Raw genomic sequence first — 16129 nt, forward strand, 5'->3', positions numbered from 1 at the left:
GGAGCAGGGTGCCGAGGTTGTGCCGGCGAATCTCCTCCTGTGAGGGACCGGCTTTCATGGAACCCCAGACGTCATCGTTGTGCGGCCCGGCGACGGGACAGCGCATCCACGCCTGCGGCCACCAGCAGAACCGAACCCGTGACAGCGTACTTGACCCCTGAGCTGTACCCCATCAGGCCCATGCCGTTCTGGATGACCGCGACCACCATGCCGCCGAGCACGGCGTCCGTGACCCTGCCCCGTCCGCCGAACAGGCTCGTCCCGCCGATCACGGCGGCGCCGACCGCCAGCAGCAGCACGTTGCTGCCACCGGTGTTGGGGTCGACCGAGTTGCCCCGGGACGCGGCGATGATGCCGCCGACCGCGGCCAGGGAGGAGCAGATGACGAACGCGGAGACGCGGATGGCTGCCACGTTGATGCCGGCCCGGCGGGCCGCCTCGGCGTTACCGCCCACCGCGTAGATGTGCAGGCCGAACGAGGTGCGCTGGAGCAGGAACGTACCGGCGATGAGCAGGACGGCGATGACCGGGACCACGATCGGTACGCCCTTGAGCGAGTCGACGATGACGTTGCGGCTGCGCTCCTGGTTGAGCAGGTGGACGGCGGTCGCACCGAGCACCGCCAGGCCGCTGATCCTGACGGCGAGCAGGGTGAGTGGAGCGGGGGCGAGCCCCCGCCGTCGGCGGTTCCGGCTCTGCCGGAGCTGGATCGCCGCGTACGTCCCGACACTGACGGCGAGCAGTACCCAGCCCAGCGCGGGGGAAAGGTTGTTGTTCGCGACGGCCAGGATCGTCTGGTCTCGGATCGAGACGTTGGTGCCTTCCTTCAGCAGCATCAGCACGATGCCCTGGAACCCCAGGAAGGCGGCCAGCGTGACCACGAACGAAGGGATGCCGACCTTCGCCACCAGCAGGCCGAGCACCAGGCCGATGACCGTGCCCGTGAGGATCGCCGCGCCGGCCGCGCCGTACCAGGGCCATCCGTGGTTGGTGAGCAGGACAGCGAGGACGGCCGCGCAGACCCCGCTGGCGTAACCCGCGGACAGGTCGATCTCGCCGAGGAGGAGGACGAAGACCAGGCCCATGGCGATGGCGATGCTGCCCGCGCCCTGGGTCAGCAGGTTGGCGAAGTTCAGCTCGGACACGAAGACCGGACGCAGGACGGCGAAGAACACGCACAGGACGATCAGGCCGAGTACGGCGGGGAGGGCGCCCAACTCGCCGCCCCGAAGCCGGTCGACGTAGTTCTTGGCGACCGAGCGCAGACTCGCGGCTTCGGCCGCTCCGTTCTTCTTCGCCGTACCGGGACCGTGCGGCAGTTCGGGCTTCTCGGGGGCGACTGCGGCGGTCATCCGGTGACTCCGTTGCTGTGGGCGAGGCCGAGGTCTCCGCTGCGGCCCGAGGTGATGAGTTCGACGACCTGGGAGTGCGTCACGTCCGACGTGCTGACCTGGGCGGCCATCCGGCCCAGGTAGAGGGTGGCGATCCGGTCGGACACCGCGAAGACGTCGTTCATGTTGTGCGAGATCAGGACCACGGCGAGACCGTTGTCGGCCAGCCGCCGGACCAGTTCGAGGACCTGTGCCGTCTGGGCGACACCGAGTGCGGCGGTCGGTTCGTCCAGGATGACGACCTTGCTGTTCCACAGCACGGCCTTGGCGATGGCCACGGTCTGCCGCTGGCCGCCGGAGAGACTGGACACCTGTTGGCGGATGGACTTGACGGTGCGGATCGACAGCCCTTGGAGGGTCTTGGTGGCCATCTCCTCCATCGTCGTGTTGTCCAGGACGAGTCCCCGGCGCCTCTCACGGCCGAGGAACATGTTCTGCACGATGTCGAGGTTGTCGCAGAGTGCGAGGTCCTGGTACACGATCTCGACGCCGAGGGCCGCCGCCTCACGGGGGCTGTGCACCTGGACCTGCTCGCCTTCGAACCAGTACTCGCCGCCGTCGATCGGGTGGATCCCGCCGATGCACTTGACCAAGGTGGACTTGCCTGCGCCGTTGTCTCCGACGAGGGCGGTCACCTCCCCTGGCTGGACGTCGAAGGACACGTCGTGCAGTACCTGCACGGCGCCGAAGCTCTTGTCGATCCCGCGCAGTCGAAGGATCGGGGTCGCTGTCATCGAAGACGGCTCCTTGTGGTCGTGAGGTCCCAGGTCCCGGGTCCCGGCCAAGTGGGAGCCCCGGGACCCGCGGTCGGGTCGGCCGGACCAGGGGTAGCGGTCCGAGCGGCCGGGCAGGGCTACTTGATGCCGACCTTGGCGCACAGGGCGGCGTACTTGCCCGTGCACAGCTGTTCCTTGGTGACGTAGCCGTCGTCCACGACGTCCTTGACGTTGTCCTTGTAGATGGCCACGGGTGTCTCCAGCACGGACGGGACCTTGCGCTTGCCCTCGGGGTCCTCGACGGTCGCGTTCGTGTCGCCCTTCTCGGCCTTGGCGAGGGAGACGGCGAGCTCGGCGGTGGCGTCCGCCTCTTTCTTGACCGCCTTGTAGACGGTCATGCACTGGTCGCCCGCGAGGATGTTCTGCAGGGCCTGCACGGTGGCGTCCTGGCCGGTGACCGGGACCTGGCCGTTGCGGTGCTGCTTGCGCAGGATGGCGATGGCCGAGTTGCCGAGAGTGTCGTTCGCGGCGAGCACGCCGCCGATCTTGGGCTCGCTGGTGAGCATCTGCTCGAAGATGGTGCTGGCCTCAGCGCTGTCCCAGTCCGGGACGGACTGGTCCGGGCCCTTGACGTAGTCGCCCGATTTGTACTTCGGGTCCAGGACACCGTTGTAGCCGGCGGCGAGGAGAGTGGCGTTGTTGTCCGTCGGTGAGCCGTTGAGTGTGGCGACGATGGGCTTCTTGGCCTTCATGTCGCTCAGGCACTTGCTGAGGCCCTCGCCCTGAAGCTTGCCTACCTCGGTGTTGTCGAAGCTCACGTAGTACTGGGCGGAGCCGCCGAGGGTGAGCCGGTCGTAGTCGATCGTGGCGACGCCCTGTGCCTTGGCCTTGTCCAGAACCGCCTTGCCCGTGCCGCTGTCCAGGTTCACGATCACCAGGACGTTCACACCGCTGGTGATCATCTGGTCCGCGATGGTCTGGAATTGCTGCTTGTCGTTCTGGGCGTTCTGAATGTCGAACTTGACGCCCGCCGCCTTGAACGCCTCGGAGAGGTACTTGCGGTCCGCGGTCTCCCAGCGGGCGGAGGACTTGCTGTCCGGGAGGATCACGCCGATCTTCGGCTTGGCGTGGGAGCCGCCAGTGCCGCCCGACGAGGAGTCGTCGCAGGCGGCGAGCGAACTGACCAGTGCCACCGAGGCGGCGGTGAGGAGGAGTCCCTTGCGCATGAGCAGGGTCCTTTCTGGTGTTACGGCCGGAGACCGGACGTACGAGGGCGGTCAGGAAGCCGAGAAGCGCGCTCTCGGGGAATTGCCTGGTGTCGGGCGATCCGCCCGGATCGAATGTTGTGAGCGGGAACTTACGGCGCTCCGGACCCCGTGCCCAGAGCGCGGGAAGCGCTATTTGTCATCCGCCATAACAATTGGGTGACGCCCGTCACAACGCGGTGCCCTCACCGCCTCCTGTGCCTCACGAGCCCGGCGAGCACGCGGGGCCTCGCGGTGGGCCGAGCGGCAGTGGTTCCGGGGGGCATCGCGGATTTCGCCAACGCTCTCGACGACGCTCTCGACGACGTCGAGCCCGAGGAGCACGAGTCCCTGATCCGCGCACATGCCGCACGGGGATGGGGCGATCCGCCTCCGACGTCGGTCGCGAGGGCACACCGTCACGGACGCCTTCGGGAAGCTGTCGGTGTCGAGGAGGGCCTGAGCGCGCGGGAGCGGTCGCCGCTCGCCACGGCCAGCGCCTCGGTGACCATGCCTCGGTGACCATGCGCCCTTGCTCCCGAAGCAGAAGGGCCTTCGCCGCCAAGCTTCTTGAGCGGGCCACCTCAGGTCTCGCAGGGTGTACGAGTGGCGATCCTCAAGGGGCGCCGAGCAGACCGACCGCGGACAAACCCGCCGCGCTCGCCGCCCTCGGACCCCACGGCGACCGGGTCACCGGGGTTGGTGGGAGGGGATGCCGTGCGCGGCCTGTGGGGGCGGCGGCCGCGCCCCTCCGGCCGGCAGGGCGCCGGCCGGAGGGGCGCCCTGCCCTGACTGAAGGGGGAGGAGCATCTTCCTGAGCCGCGCCAGGCGACGGTGGATCCGTCCGACACCTGACCGGGGAACTGATCGGGGGGCGATGAGTTCGCGAGGCGAGGAAAGTCGTATCCGACGTGTTCGACCACGACTCCCCGGACCGGAAGGCCGACCGATGAGCTCTCTCCACGACACCCTGCGACGACGCGTCGACGACGGCACCGTGCCGGGGGCGGTGGGCCTGGTGGCCCGCGGCGACGACGTCGAGGTGGTCGCCGTCGGCTCCGTCGACGTCGAAGGCACCACCCCGATGGCCCGCGACTCGATCTTCCGGATCGCCTCGGTCAGCAAGCCGGTCACGGCGGCGGCGGTCCTGGCGCTGGTGAAGGACGGGCGGTTGGCGCTGGACACGCCGGTGGAGGAGTGGCTGCCCGAGCTGGCGAAGCCGACAGTGGTCCGCACCCCCTCCTCACCGGTCGAGGACGTGGTCCCGGCGGACCGTCCGATCACGGTCGAGGACCTGCTGAGCTTCCGGGCCGGCTGGGGCCTCCCCTCCGACTTCTCCCTGCCCGCCGCGCGGGCCCTGTTCGCGGTGCAGGATCACAGCCGCTCCTTCCAGGACTGGCCGGACCCGGACACCTGGCTGGGCCTGCTCGCCCAGGTGCCGATGCTCCAACAGCCGGGCGACGCCTGGCTGTACGGCACACCGTCCGCCCTCCAGGGCATCCTGATCGCCCGGGTGTCGGGCCGTACCTTCCCCGACTTCCTGGCGGAGCGGATCTTCGAGCCGCTCGGCATGCGGGACACGGCGTTCGAGGTGCCCGCCTCGAAACGGCACCGCTTCACCTCCGCCTACGCTCCCGCCGCGGACGGCACCCTGCGCCTGACGGACGCCCCGGACGGCGCGTACAGCAGCCTGCCGCGCTTCCAGTCGGGCGGCGGCGGCCTGGTCTCCACGGCCGACGACCTCCTCGCCTTCGGCCGGATGCTCGCCCACGACGGCACGGCCCCGGACGGCACCCCCGTCCTCTCCCCCACCTCCGTGAGCCGCATGACCACCGACCACCTCACCGCCGCCCAGCGGGACGCCTCGGCCCTGTTCCTGGAGGGCCAGGGCTGGGGCTACGGCGGCCAGGTCGACGTCACCTCCGTCAACCCCTGGAACGTCCCCGGCCGCTACGGCTGGGTGGGCGCCACAGGCACGACGGCCCACGTCGTCCCCCCGACAGGCACGGTCACCGTCCTGCTGACCCAGACGGCGATGACCGGCCCGACTCCGACACCGCTGATGCGGGAGTTCTGGCGGTGCGCGGCGCAGGGTTAGGAGCACCCGCCACCCGGGCCGTCGTAATACCTGTTCTTGCACCGCACGGCGACCTCGACGCCACCACAGTGCACATTGCGCTCTGCCCGGCGCAGCGTGTCCGTCACGCCGGGCAGCTTTCCCACTGAGCTCCCGGGCAGAGCCCCGGTAATGATCGAGCAGGACGTCATGGAACGGCTCCCGCTTGTCGGACGACTCAGCAGCCAAGCCCCCGCGTCGTGAGACGCAAGATGTCCGGCTGCCACCTCGAGCGAACTGAACACCGCAACTGGTCGCGATCGACCCGCACCGGATCTCAAACTGTCCTCGTCACAAGTCCCCAGCCCACAAACCCTTAACGCATCGGCATCGAGTCCAAGGTCCCTGCGGACAGGGGTTGTTCGAGGGACCGACCTTCCAGCCAGTGGTTTCGGACGGTGGGGGACATCTTCGTCGATAAGAGGTAACTGCCGTTGTTTTGCGAGATATCCAGCCGTTGACCTGCCCCATGACGGCTGAATGCGCTGCACTTACAGTCAGATAGTCGGGAATTCAAGAACTTACATTTCCTCTGAGGAAGTGGTCGGATTCAGTCGATCACCGACCTGGAGGAAATGTGCTGCTTCCCCTTGCCCGAAGATCTGCGGCGTCGGTTGCCGCAGCTCTTGTCGCCACCTTGGTGGCCCCGGCGACGGCCCATGGCTCCACCCCTTCACTGCCTCCGCACATCACTTCGGACGCCCTCGGTGGTGCACGGCGCGCGCCGGTCGCCGTGACGCTGATCACCGGCGAGAAAGTGACGGCGACTCAGGAACCGGGCGGAACGGTGTCGGTGGATGACGTCGCACGCGTGCCGGGAGCCGGGGGGTCGGTACGCGTCGCCATCGAGGGCGGGGACACCTTCGTGTACCCCGACAGGGCCATGCCCTACATCGCGACCGGCCGGCTCGACAGACAGCTCTTCAATATCACCCAGTTGATAGCCCAGGGTTACACCGACGCCCACGCGGGCGCGCTCCCCTTGATCATCACTCACTCTCCGGACGTGTCCGCTCGCAACAGCGGAGATTCCGGCGAAGACCTGCCGTCCGACACCGAGTTGCCGGGGGCGAAGACAACCCTGCGTCTTCCGTCCGTCCATGGTGAGGCCGTCGAAGCCCGACGGTCGAAGGCCGCCGCCTTCTGGTCCGCCCTTACCGGCGCCGGCGGGCAGGATGCCCCGCGGTCGACGGCGAGGGCCGGCACGAGCCCGGACCAGGAGACGGGGCCGTCTTTCGCCGCTGGTGTCGACAAGGTGTGGCTCGACGGCAAGGCGCAGGCGGACCTGGCGGACACCACGGCGCAGATAGGCGCCCCCAGGGCATGGGGCGCGGGCGGCACGGGCGCGGGCGTCCGGGTCGCGGTACTGGACTCCGGAGCGGACACCACTCATCCGGATCTGGCCCACCGTATAGTCGCGTCCCGCAGTTTCGTCGCGGGTGAGGACGTCATCGACCGCAACGGACACGGAACGCACACCGCCTCCACCGTCGTCGGAACCGGCGCCGCGTCCGACGGAAAGGAGCGCGGAGTCGCCCCCGGCGCCGATCTGCTGGTGGGCAAGGTCCTCGGCGACAACGGATCCGGTCCGATCTCGGGGATCATCGCCGGCATGGAGTGGGCGGCGCGGACCGAGCACGCCAAGGTCATCAACATGAGCCTGGGCACACCGGCTTGGCACACCCAGGACGATCCTCTGAGCCAAGCGGTCAACCACCTGAGTTCGGAGACAGGCGCACTCTTCGTCATCGCGGCGGGCAACTCCGGCAACAACCCCTACAGCGTCAGCGCGCCGGGAACCGCGGACGCCGCCCTCACCGTCGGCGCGGTGGACGCCTTCGACCACCTCGCGGACTTCTCCAGCGCCGGGCCGCGCATGAACGACGACGCGCTCAAGCCCGACCTGACCGCGCCCGGCGTCGACGTACTCGCCGCGCGCTCGCAGCAGATGAGCTGGGGCGAGGGCTACTACCGCTCGGACAGCGGCACTTCCATGGCGGCGCCCCATGTCGCCGGGGCCGCCGTGCTGCTGGCCCAGAAGCATCCGACGTGGACCGGGCAACGGATCAAGGACGCCCTGATGAGCACCAGCGTCCTGACCCCCGCGTACAGCCCCTACCAGGCCGGTGCCGGCCGGCTGGACGTGGGCACCGCATACCTGCAGGATCAGGTCATCGCGAGCGGATCGGTGGACGCGGGACTCGTTCCCTGGTCGGCCGGCCGGAAGCCGAAGCCGGTCGAGCGGCAGGTCACCTACACCAACACCACCGGCAGGCCCATCACGTTGCGGCTCTCCGTGGCCCGCGGCGACTCGCCCGCGGGAGTGTTCACCCTGGCAGCCGATCACATCACGGTGCCGGCGCGCGGAACCTCGACGGCCGCGCTCGTGGCCGACCCCGGGGGACTTGCGCCGGGCCGGTACGCCGCCCAGGTCACCGCCCGCTCCGCGGCCGGCGCCGTGCACACCGCCGTGGGCCTGTCCGTCGAGTCCGAGAAGTACGGTCTGACGGTGCACCTGAAGGACCGGTCGGGCAAGCCGGTCAGCGGCGAGGTCGAGATCACCGGCGCCGACGGGAGGACCACCGTCATGTGGGTCCCCGACGGCACCCTCACCAGCCGCTGGGCACCCGGCTCCTACACCGTCGTCTCCACCCTGGACGTGGAAGGCCGCCACGGGCCGCACTCCCTGGGCTACGCCGTCCTCACCGTCCCCGAACTCAACCTGACATCCGACAAGGTCGTCGACCTGGACGCGTCACGCATACGCCAGGTCAAGGTGGCGACACCCCAGCCCACGTCGGTCACCACCAGCAGGATCGACCTCTTCCGCTCCTTCACCTCCAGCGAGCCCACGCCCCGCGACGGGCAGGCACTCCACGAGATCCTCATGCCCTCCGCCGCCTACGACAGCCTCTGGGCCCTTCCCACCAAGGGCAAGGTGACCAAGGGCAGTTTCGTCTTCACCACCCGGATCCGCGCCAAGCAGACTCCACTGAAGATCACCTATGCCGGGCACGACCTCGACGACACCCTGCTGGTGCAGCCAGGATCTGCTCGGTTCCACGACGGCAGCACGCGCGTCGACGCCGTCTTCGCCGGCGACGGCGCACCATCGGACTACGCCCGTCTGAACGCCCGGGGCAAGGCCGTGATCGTCCGTAGCAGTACCACTTCGGCGCCGGCAGAACAGGCGGCCGCGGCGCACGCCGCGGCGGCGTCCATGCTCCTCGTGGTCAACGACGGCGACGGCCGCAAGAACGACTGGTACGGCGGCCCGGACCAGAAGGCGACCGGGCCCGTCCCGGTCGCGTCGGTCACCCTGGACGACGGCGAGGAACTGATCCGGACCCTCGCGACCGCGGGAAGGAAGAGGACGACGCTGACAGTCGAAGCCCATCCCGCGCCGGAGTACCTGTACGACCTGGCCGACTATCACCAGGGAGGGGTCCCGGACGACCCGTCCGCCGCGACGGATCCCGGCAGCCTCGCCCGCATCGACAACACCTTCGCCCCGCCCGCCGGCAAACAGATTTTCGAAAGCCGGGAGGACAGTCCGTCCTACGAGTACTGGCCGGCTGCCTACCCCTACGCCGTATACGGTGGGACGCGCGTTCCCCCGTTCCCGAGAGAGCCCGTCGCCGCCGGGCACCGCACCGACTGGGTCTCCGCCGGGAACGGCGTCAAGTGGCAGCAGTACGCGACCATCGACGGCTGGTCAACCTTCACCGACATCGCCGGTTACCAGCCGCGCAGCGTGCAGAGCGAACACTGGTTCGGGCCCATCACCCGGCCGCGCATGGTCAGCTTCGAGGTTCCGCACCGGGTCGGGGACGCCATGGGTGGCACACTCGCGGGATTCGGTGACGGAGGATCCGCCCACAGCGGCGACACCGGTCTGATGTCCCGGAGCTTCTCGCTCTACCAGGGTGACAAACTGCTGATGCAGAACGGGCCACGGCCCGATTTCGGGGTGGGCGACCTGGCCCCCCAGAAACTCCCGTACCGGCTCGTCGCCGACACGAAGGGGAACACCGACCTCACCCCTTACTCCACCACCACGCACACCGAGTGGAAGTTCATCTCCGGCAACGTCGACGATCAGGCCATCCCGCTGGTCCAACTCGACTACGGAACAGATCTCGACCTCGCCGGGCGGGCAGAGCGCGCGTCGGCTTTCTCGGTCGAGCCCGTCGTCCTCGGCGGTGACGCCGCTCAGGACGCGGTCGCGTCGGTCAAGGTCGAGGTGTCCTACGACGACGGCGTCTCCTGGCAGCCGCAGGCGATGAAGAACGACAAGGGCACCTGGCACACCCGGCTCCGCGCCCCCGTCCGGGCGCACTACGTATCCATCCGGGTCTCCGCCGAGCAGCGCGACGGCGACGGCGTCACCCAGACCATCAGCCGGGCCTTCGGCCTCAAGTAATCCTCGCGAGCGGCCGGAGCCCACGCCCTTCGACGGCACCCGGCACCGGCCGCTCCGCAGGACCACAGAGATCCGGAGCCGGGACCGCCGCGGCCGCGCCGTCCTGCACCGGCAGGCGGGCGGCCAGTGGATCATCTCGGCAGACTCTCCGGTAACGTCAGAATATGAGTCATCCGCATCCTGAACTGAAAGCCGCCCCTCCCCTGCCCGAAGGAGGGCTGAGGGTCGTCGCCCTGGGTGGTCTGGGTGAGATCGGCCGCAACATGACCGTCTTCGAGTACGCCGGCAAGCTGCTCGTCGTCGACTGCGGCGTGCTGTTCCCCGAAGAGACTCAGCCCGGCGTGGACGTGATCCTGCCCGACTTCACCTCGATCCGTGATCGCCTGGACGACATCGTGGCCGTGGTACTCACCCACGGCCACGAGGACCACATCGGAGGCGTGCCGTATCTGCTGCGCGAGCGCTCCGACATCCCTGTCGTGGGCTCGAAGCTGACCCTGGCGTTCCTGGAGGCCAAGCTCAAGGAGCACGGCATCAGGCCGCGCACGGTCCGGGTCCGCGAAGGCGACCGGCGCGGATTCGGACCCTTCGACTGCGAGTTCGTCGCGGTCAACCACTCCATCCCCGACAGTCTCGCCGTCGCGATCCGCACCGGTGCCGGAATGGTGCTGCACACGGGTGACTTCAAGATGGACCAGTTCCCGCTGGACGACCGCATCACCGACCTGCGTGCCTTCGCCCGCCTCGGTGAGGAAGGCGTCGACCTCTTCCTCACCGACTCCACCAACGCCGAGGTCCCTGGCTTCACCACCTCCGAGCGCGAACTGAACCCGGCGATCGAACAGGTGATGCGTACCGCCCCGCGCCGGGTCATCGTCTCCAGTTTCGCCAGCCACGTGCACCGCATCCAGCAAGTCCTGGACGCCGCGCACCAGCACGGCCGCAAGGTCGCCTTCGTGGGCCGCTCCATGGTCCGCAACATGGGCATCGCCCGCGACCTCGGTTACTTGAAGGTGCCCAGCGGCCTCGTCGTGAGTACGAAGGAACTGGAGAAGCTCCCCGACCACAAGATCACCCTGGTGTGCACCGGATCCCAAGGCGAGCCGATGGCGGCTCTGTCCCGGATGGCCAACCGCGACCACGTGATCCGCATCGGCAAGGGCGACACCGTCCTGCTGGCCAGCTCGCTGATCCCCGGCAATGAGAACGCCATCTACCGGGTGATCAACGGGCTGACCCGGTGGGGCGCCCATGTCGTCCACAAGGGCAACGCCAAGGTGCACGTCTCCGGGCACGCCAGCGCCGGTGAACTCGTGTACTGCTACAACATCGTCAAGCCCCGCAATGTCATGCCCGTGCACGGCGAATGGCGCCACCTGCGGGCCAACGCCGACCTGGCCATCCGTACGGGGGTCGATCCCGATCGGGTGGTCATCGCCGAGGACGGCGTGGTCGTCGACCTCGTGGACGGGCGTGCGTCAATCACCGGCAAGGTGCCCGCGGGCAACGTCTACGTGGACGGCATGGAGGTCGGCGGCGCCACCGAGGCGTCCCTGAAGGACCGCGTCACCCTCGCGCAGGAAGGCGTGGTCACCGTGGTGGCGATCGTCGACGCCGACACGGGCGCCCTCGCCGAGACACCCGACTTCCTGGCCCGCGGGTTCGTCCACGACGACACCACGTTCGAACCGGTCATCCCCGTCATCGAGACGACTCTGGCGACCGCGGCCCGGGAAGGCGTCGGCGACGCGCACCAGCTGGAACAGCTCATCGCCCGTGCCGTGGCGAACTGGGCCTTCCGGACCCACCGCCGCAGGCCGCTCATCATCCCCGTCATCATCGACGCCTGACCGGCGGTCCCCGTTCCCGCTCCTGCCCAGCCGACGGCAGGAGCGGTTTCCGGCATCCACAAGCGGAGCGGGAGTGTTCGGGCTGCGGCAGCCCTGCGTTCATGGCGGACAGTGACGAGTTCCGGAACTAGGAGACGCACCGCGCTGGTCGACCTCTACGGATACGTCAGCGAACCAGCCACACCCACACCGCTTCCCGCCCCCGCCTCACCGCCCCCGGCTCGGCCGCGGCGAGTTGGATGACCGGGGGGCCATACTTCTGAACCAGGGAAGATCGCGCCGAGGGCCGGTCGGCGTGGGGCGGGGGGGAACCATCATGGGCGTGGACGGCGCCTCGGGACCGGACGAGTTCGGGCAGCTGCTGGTCGCACTGCGTCGGGGGGCCGGACTCAGCCAGGAGCGGCTCGCCCACCTCGCGGGCGTCAGCGTTCGCGCGTTGGCCGACATGGAACGGGGCCGGACCCGCGGCCCGCAGCGCGGCACCGTGCAGGCGCTGTGCGAGGCCCTGCGCCTGGAGCCGTCGGCAGCCGGTGAACTGGAGTGCGCGGCCGCCACCGGCCGGCCGCGCGGTGGACGTACAGGCGGCAGCCCGGCTCGCCACCCGCTCGCACTCCCCCGCGACCTGGGTGACTTCACCGCTCGCCGCCGCTCCCTCGACGGGCTGCGGTCCCTGGCGGCGGCCACCGAGGCCGCGCATCCGCCGGTCGTCGTCGTGTGCGGCCAACCCGGGCTCGGCAAGACCGCGTTCGCGGTGCACGCAGCGCACAGCCTCGCACCGTTCTTCCCGGACGGGCAGTTCGCTCTCGATCTGCACGGCATGGACACGGAGCCGGCCGACCCGCGCGAGGCACTGGCACGGCTCCTGCGCGCACTGGGCGTCACCGACCGGGTCGTTCCCCAGGGAACGGAGGACCGCTCGGGCCTGCTGCGGTCCATCCTGGCCGAACGGCGCGTGCTCCTGCTTCTGGACAACGCCGGAAACGAGGCCCAGGTCCGGCCGTTGCTCCCGGCCACCGGACATTGCCTGACGATCGTCACCAGCCGCAACGCCCTGGCCGGTCTCGAAGCCGTCCACCGCACCGAACTGTCTGTTCTGCGCCGGGAGGAGGCGGTGGAACTGCTTACCCGGATCGTCGGACCGGAACGCGTCAGTGCCGAGACGCAGGCCGCCCGGGACCTCGCCGACCTGTGCGGCAATCTGCCGCTCGCCGTGCGCATCGTGGGGCAACGGCTCGCCGCGAGACCCGGCGAACGCCTGCGCAAACTCGTCGGCCTGCTCGCCCAGGAGGAGCGCCGCCTCGACGGCCTGCGGGCCGGCGGCCTCCAGGTCCGCGCCGCCTTCGCCCTCTCCTACCGGCGGCTCGGGCCGTCCGCCCGTAGGGTCTTCCGTCGCGCGTCGCTCGCGGCGGGCAAGGATTTCGGGCCCGCGACGGCCGCTCTGCTCGCGGGCCTCTCGTCGGCGGAGGCCGCGCGGTGCGCCGAGGAGCTGACAGACGCGGGCCTGCTGCAGCCGCATCCCTCCGAAGAGCGTTACCGCTTCCACGATCTGCTCCGGCTGTTCGCCGAGGAGCGGGCCGTCACCGAGGACGGCCCCGAGACCTGCGCCGCCGTCCGCGACCTGACCGCCCGGTGGGTGCTGCGCCGGGCCACCGCCGCAGCCCTGCGCTTCGACGCCGACCGGCACCACGACACCCACGACGGCGACCCGGACCCCGCCACCGCTCCCGCCGACCGTGACCAGGCCCGCACCTGGCTGGAGACCGAGCGCGACGAGTGGCTTTCCGCCCTGGAACTGGCCCAGGCCACCGGCCGTCATCAAGAAGTCGTCGACGCGGCGGAGGCCATGCACTGGTTCTCCGACCTCAACCAGCACTGGGGCCTGTGGACCGAGGTGTTCACGTACGCCGTCGCATCAGCCCGCGCCCTCGGCAGTCGGCAAGACGAGGCAGTCCACCTCAACTATTTGGCGTGGGCCCACAACAACTGCCGCTACGACCACACCGCCGCTCTGCGGACCGCCGAACTCGCCCTCACCGCCGCCCGCGAGATCGGCGACACCCAGCAGACTGGCTGGGCGCTCGGCTACGCCGCCGGAGCGCTGCAGCGCCTGGGCCGGATCGACGAGGCCATAGGCCGGCTCCGCGAAGCCGCCGCCTGCCTCGAAGGCCAGACCTCCGCCAACGGACGGCTCGCGGAACTCTCCGTCCTGAACACACTCGGCAACAACCTGCGGGATGTGGGCCGTGCCGAGGAAGCGCTGGCCGTCCACCGCCGCAGCGAGGCGATCTGCCGTACCGGGATGCCCGGTCAGTCCACCGATCTGATGGCCGCGTATCACGCCGTCGCACTCGCCGAGACCGGCCGCGACCTGGCAGCCCTGCGCCGCTGGGCCGAGGCCGAAGAGCCGCTGCGCCGGGCCGTCACGACATTCGAGAGGGCCCGGATGGCCGCCTGGAGCGAACCCGCCCGGCTCGACCTCGGGCGTGTGCTCCGCCACCTGAACCACCTGGACGAGGCCCGGGACTTTCTGCGCGCGGCCGACGACGCCCTCGGTGGCCTCAACAGCCCCCGGCAGGCCGAGGCCTCCGCGGAGCTGGTCGAACTCGACCGGATGCGGACCGCCCGGGGCCGATGAGTCCGCCGCCGGTCGGACGGGACTCCCGGTACCGGCAGAAGTGGACCGGACGTCAGATCTGCCGGTGGAAGTGCCTGGGCTGCCGGGCGCGGCGGTGATCGACTGTTGCCGGGGTACCGGCCGTGCGCACGGGCCTTCCGTAGGACCCGCCGCGGCCGGGGACGTGACGCCGACGGACCGGGCACCGTACACACCGAGGGACGGATTCATGGGGATGAGTGACGGACAGCAGATGACGAGGCGCCAGATGCTGGTGGCCGGGGCGATGACCGGGGCCGCGGTGGCGAGCAGCACGCTCTGGGCACCGAAGGCCTCTGCGGCGGCGGCACCGGCGATCTTCTACTCGCCGCATCAGGACGACGACGCGCTGGGCCTCGCCGGGTCCATCCTGGAGCACAAGGCCGCGGGCCGGCCGGTCTATCTGGTCCTCGTGACGAAGGGCGAGAACGGCGACCTGGCGACGCTGATGAACGGGGACCCGTGCCCGCTGACCACGTGGGGGGCGTCCAGCCACCCGTGCGCTGCGGGTGGCCACCACAATCTTTCGTGGCCCACGGACGGGACGAGCATGATCGTACCGGGCCGCACCACGGAGTTCATGGCCTCGGCGAAGAACCTCGGGGTCGACAAGATCATCAACTTCAATCTGAGCGACGCCGCGTACGGAACCCCGGACCACTACAACGCGTTCGTCAACAAGGTCAAGGCGAAGGTCAAGGCCCTCGCACAGCAGTACCCGGGCGCCTCGCACAAGTTCACCGCCGGCTGGCTCGAGGTCACCGACACCCACAAGGCCATCTCCGACGCCGCATATCTCCTCATGAACGAGGGCGTGTTGACGGACGTACGGTTCAACTACGTCTACGCCTACGACCTTCCGACGAGCAAGCGGGCCAACGGCGCCGCGTACGTGCTGAACATCCCGTCGAACCACATGACCATCAAGCGCAACTCGATCTACTGCTACAACACCTGGGACCCGAGCCGTAACTTCTACGCGCTCGGGTACCACAGCGTGCCCGACAAGCTGGAGAGCGCGCACGCCGACCCCAGGGAGTTCGTGTTCACGATCCCCTCGGGGTACCGGACCGGGCAGATCACCCAGCCCATGACGTCCTGGTAGCGGGACCCACCGTGAGGTGACCTCCGCCGGACGGCGGGACGATCGGGACCCGCCGGCCGGTGTCCCGATCGTGCTCGTCCGGAGCGAGCTCCACGTCCACGCGGATTGGGCGCTGCCGACTTCCCGATCACGAAGGCGCCGCGGTCCCGGCCATGTCCGAGGCCGCATGACCGACCTGGATACGGCAGCAGAGATCAGGTGACTCGAGTCGGACGCCTGTGCGGGATGCGAAAAAGGTCGCCGCCCTTGTCGACCGTCTGGGGAACACAGGGCATCCCTGCTCGTCCCGGCTCCGGCTCCTTCATCCCTCGGACGCCGTCGCAAGATCCGCTGCCGTCTCACCGTCGGCCCCACCGGACGGGCCACGCTCGCCGAGCATCACGCCGCCCGCCCCGGCGTCCCCCTCGCCGTGCCCCTCCCCGGCAGACCGGGCACACACCTGGCCCGTCGCTGGGGGGGAGCGCGACGGGCCAGATATATCTACGTTCCCACAGTGCCGCCGCATGCGCATCAGCTTCGTACCGCGCCGTCAGCCCATCCGTTTCACCGGCGGGCTCGAAGCCGGAAGCCGGCAACCACCTTCGTGGCGGAGTCGGGCGACGCGGGGCCACGACGGCGGTCGACGTCAGGC

The 16129-nt window shown here is 69.6% G+C and carries 8 protein-coding genes; 5 read left to right on the forward strand and 3 right to left on the reverse strand.

The window, feature by feature from the left end:
• Window positions 1-71: 71 nt before the first annotated feature.
• The 3 genes from ACFVTC_RS17970 to ACFVTC_RS17980 all read right to left on the reverse strand — a co-directional run bounded on the left by ACFVTC_RS17970 (window position 72) and on the right by ACFVTC_RS17980 (window position 3333).
• Window positions 72-1352: a sugar ABC transporter permease gene (locus tag ACFVTC_RS17970; RefSeq protein WP_390127953.1), complete on the reverse strand. Its 1281-nt coding sequence runs from the start codon at window positions 1350-1352 to the stop codon at window positions 72-74.
• On the reverse strand, window positions 1349-2125 hold the full coding sequence (locus ACFVTC_RS17975) for an ATP-binding cassette domain-containing protein (protein ID WP_390127954.1): 777 nt from the start codon (window positions 2123-2125) through the stop codon (window positions 1349-1351). Before ACFVTC_RS17975 ends, ACFVTC_RS17970 begins: the two co-directional genes overlap by 4 nt.
• A gap of 119 nt (window positions 2126-2244) precedes the next feature.
• Window positions 2245-3333 carry a sugar ABC transporter substrate-binding protein gene (locus ACFVTC_RS17980; protein ID WP_390127956.1) on the reverse strand — a complete coding sequence of 363 codons (1089 nt, stop codon included), beginning with the start codon at window positions 3331-3333 and terminating at the stop codon, window positions 2245-2247.
• A 967-nt stretch (window positions 3334-4300) separates the two neighbouring features.
• On the opposite strand from ACFVTC_RS17980, the gene ACFVTC_RS17985 reads away from it, so the two are divergent.
• The 5 genes from ACFVTC_RS17985 to ACFVTC_RS18005 all read left to right on the forward strand — a co-directional run bounded on the left by ACFVTC_RS17985 (window position 4301) and on the right by ACFVTC_RS18005 (window position 15498).
• Window positions 4301-5449, forward strand: coding sequence for a serine hydrolase domain-containing protein (locus ACFVTC_RS17985; protein WP_390127957.1), 1149 nt, complete (start codon window positions 4301-4303; stop codon window positions 5447-5449).
• An 811-nt stretch (window positions 5450-6260) separates the two neighbouring features.
• Entirely contained in the window at window positions 6261-9890 is a 3630-nt protein-coding gene (locus ACFVTC_RS17990) for a S8 family serine peptidase (RefSeq protein ID WP_390127959.1), read from the forward strand.
• A 164-nt stretch (window positions 9891-10054) separates the two neighbouring features.
• Entirely contained in the window at window positions 10055-11740 is a 1686-nt protein-coding gene (locus ACFVTC_RS17995) for a ribonuclease J (protein ID WP_390127961.1), read from the forward strand.
• Window positions 11741-12056: 316 nt separating this feature from the next.
• Complete coding sequence (locus ACFVTC_RS18000) at window positions 12057-14375, forward strand: ATP-binding protein (RefSeq protein ID WP_390127963.1); 2319 nt, start codon at window positions 12057-12059, stop codon at window positions 14373-14375.
• A 214-nt stretch (window positions 14376-14589) separates the two neighbouring features.
• The gene (locus ACFVTC_RS18005; RefSeq protein ID WP_390127965.1) at window positions 14590-15498 is read left to right on the forward strand and encodes a PIG-L deacetylase family protein; all 909 of its coding nucleotides are present in this window, start codon (window positions 14590-14592) and stop codon (window positions 15496-15498) included.
• The last annotated feature ends 631 nt before the right edge of the window (window positions 15499-16129 follow it).

This window comes from Streptomyces sp. NPDC057950 (assembly GCF_042887295.1).
Lineage (GTDB): Bacteria > Actinomycetota > Actinomycetes > Streptomycetales > Streptomycetaceae > Streptomyces > Streptomyces kaempferi.

Coding starts and splice junctions, on each gene's coding strand:
- ACFVTC_RS17975 (WP_390127954.1), bottom strand. CDS start 2,125: ATGACAGCGACCCCGATCCTTCGACTGCGCGGGATCGACAAGAGCTTC.
- ACFVTC_RS17980 (WP_390127956.1), bottom strand. CDS start 3,333: ATGCGCAAGGGACTCCTCCTCACCGCCGCCTCGGTGGCACTGGTCAGT.
- ACFVTC_RS18005 (WP_390127965.1), top strand. CDS start 14,590: ATGAGTGACGGACAGCAGATGACGAGGCGCCAGATGCTGGTGGCCGGG.
- ACFVTC_RS18000 (WP_390127963.1), top strand. CDS start 12,057: ATGGGCGTGGACGGCGCCTCGGGACCGGACGAGTTCGGGCAGCTGCTG.
- ACFVTC_RS17995 (WP_390127961.1), top strand. CDS start 10,055: ATGAGTCATCCGCATCCTGAACTGAAAGCCGCCCCTCCCCTGCCCGAA.
- ACFVTC_RS17970 (WP_390127953.1), bottom strand. CDS start 1,352: ATGACCGCCGCAGTCGCCCCCGAGAAGCCCGAACTGCCGCACGGTCCC.
- ACFVTC_RS17985 (WP_390127957.1), top strand. CDS start 4,301: ATGAGCTCTCTCCACGACACCCTGCGACGACGCGTCGACGACGGCACC.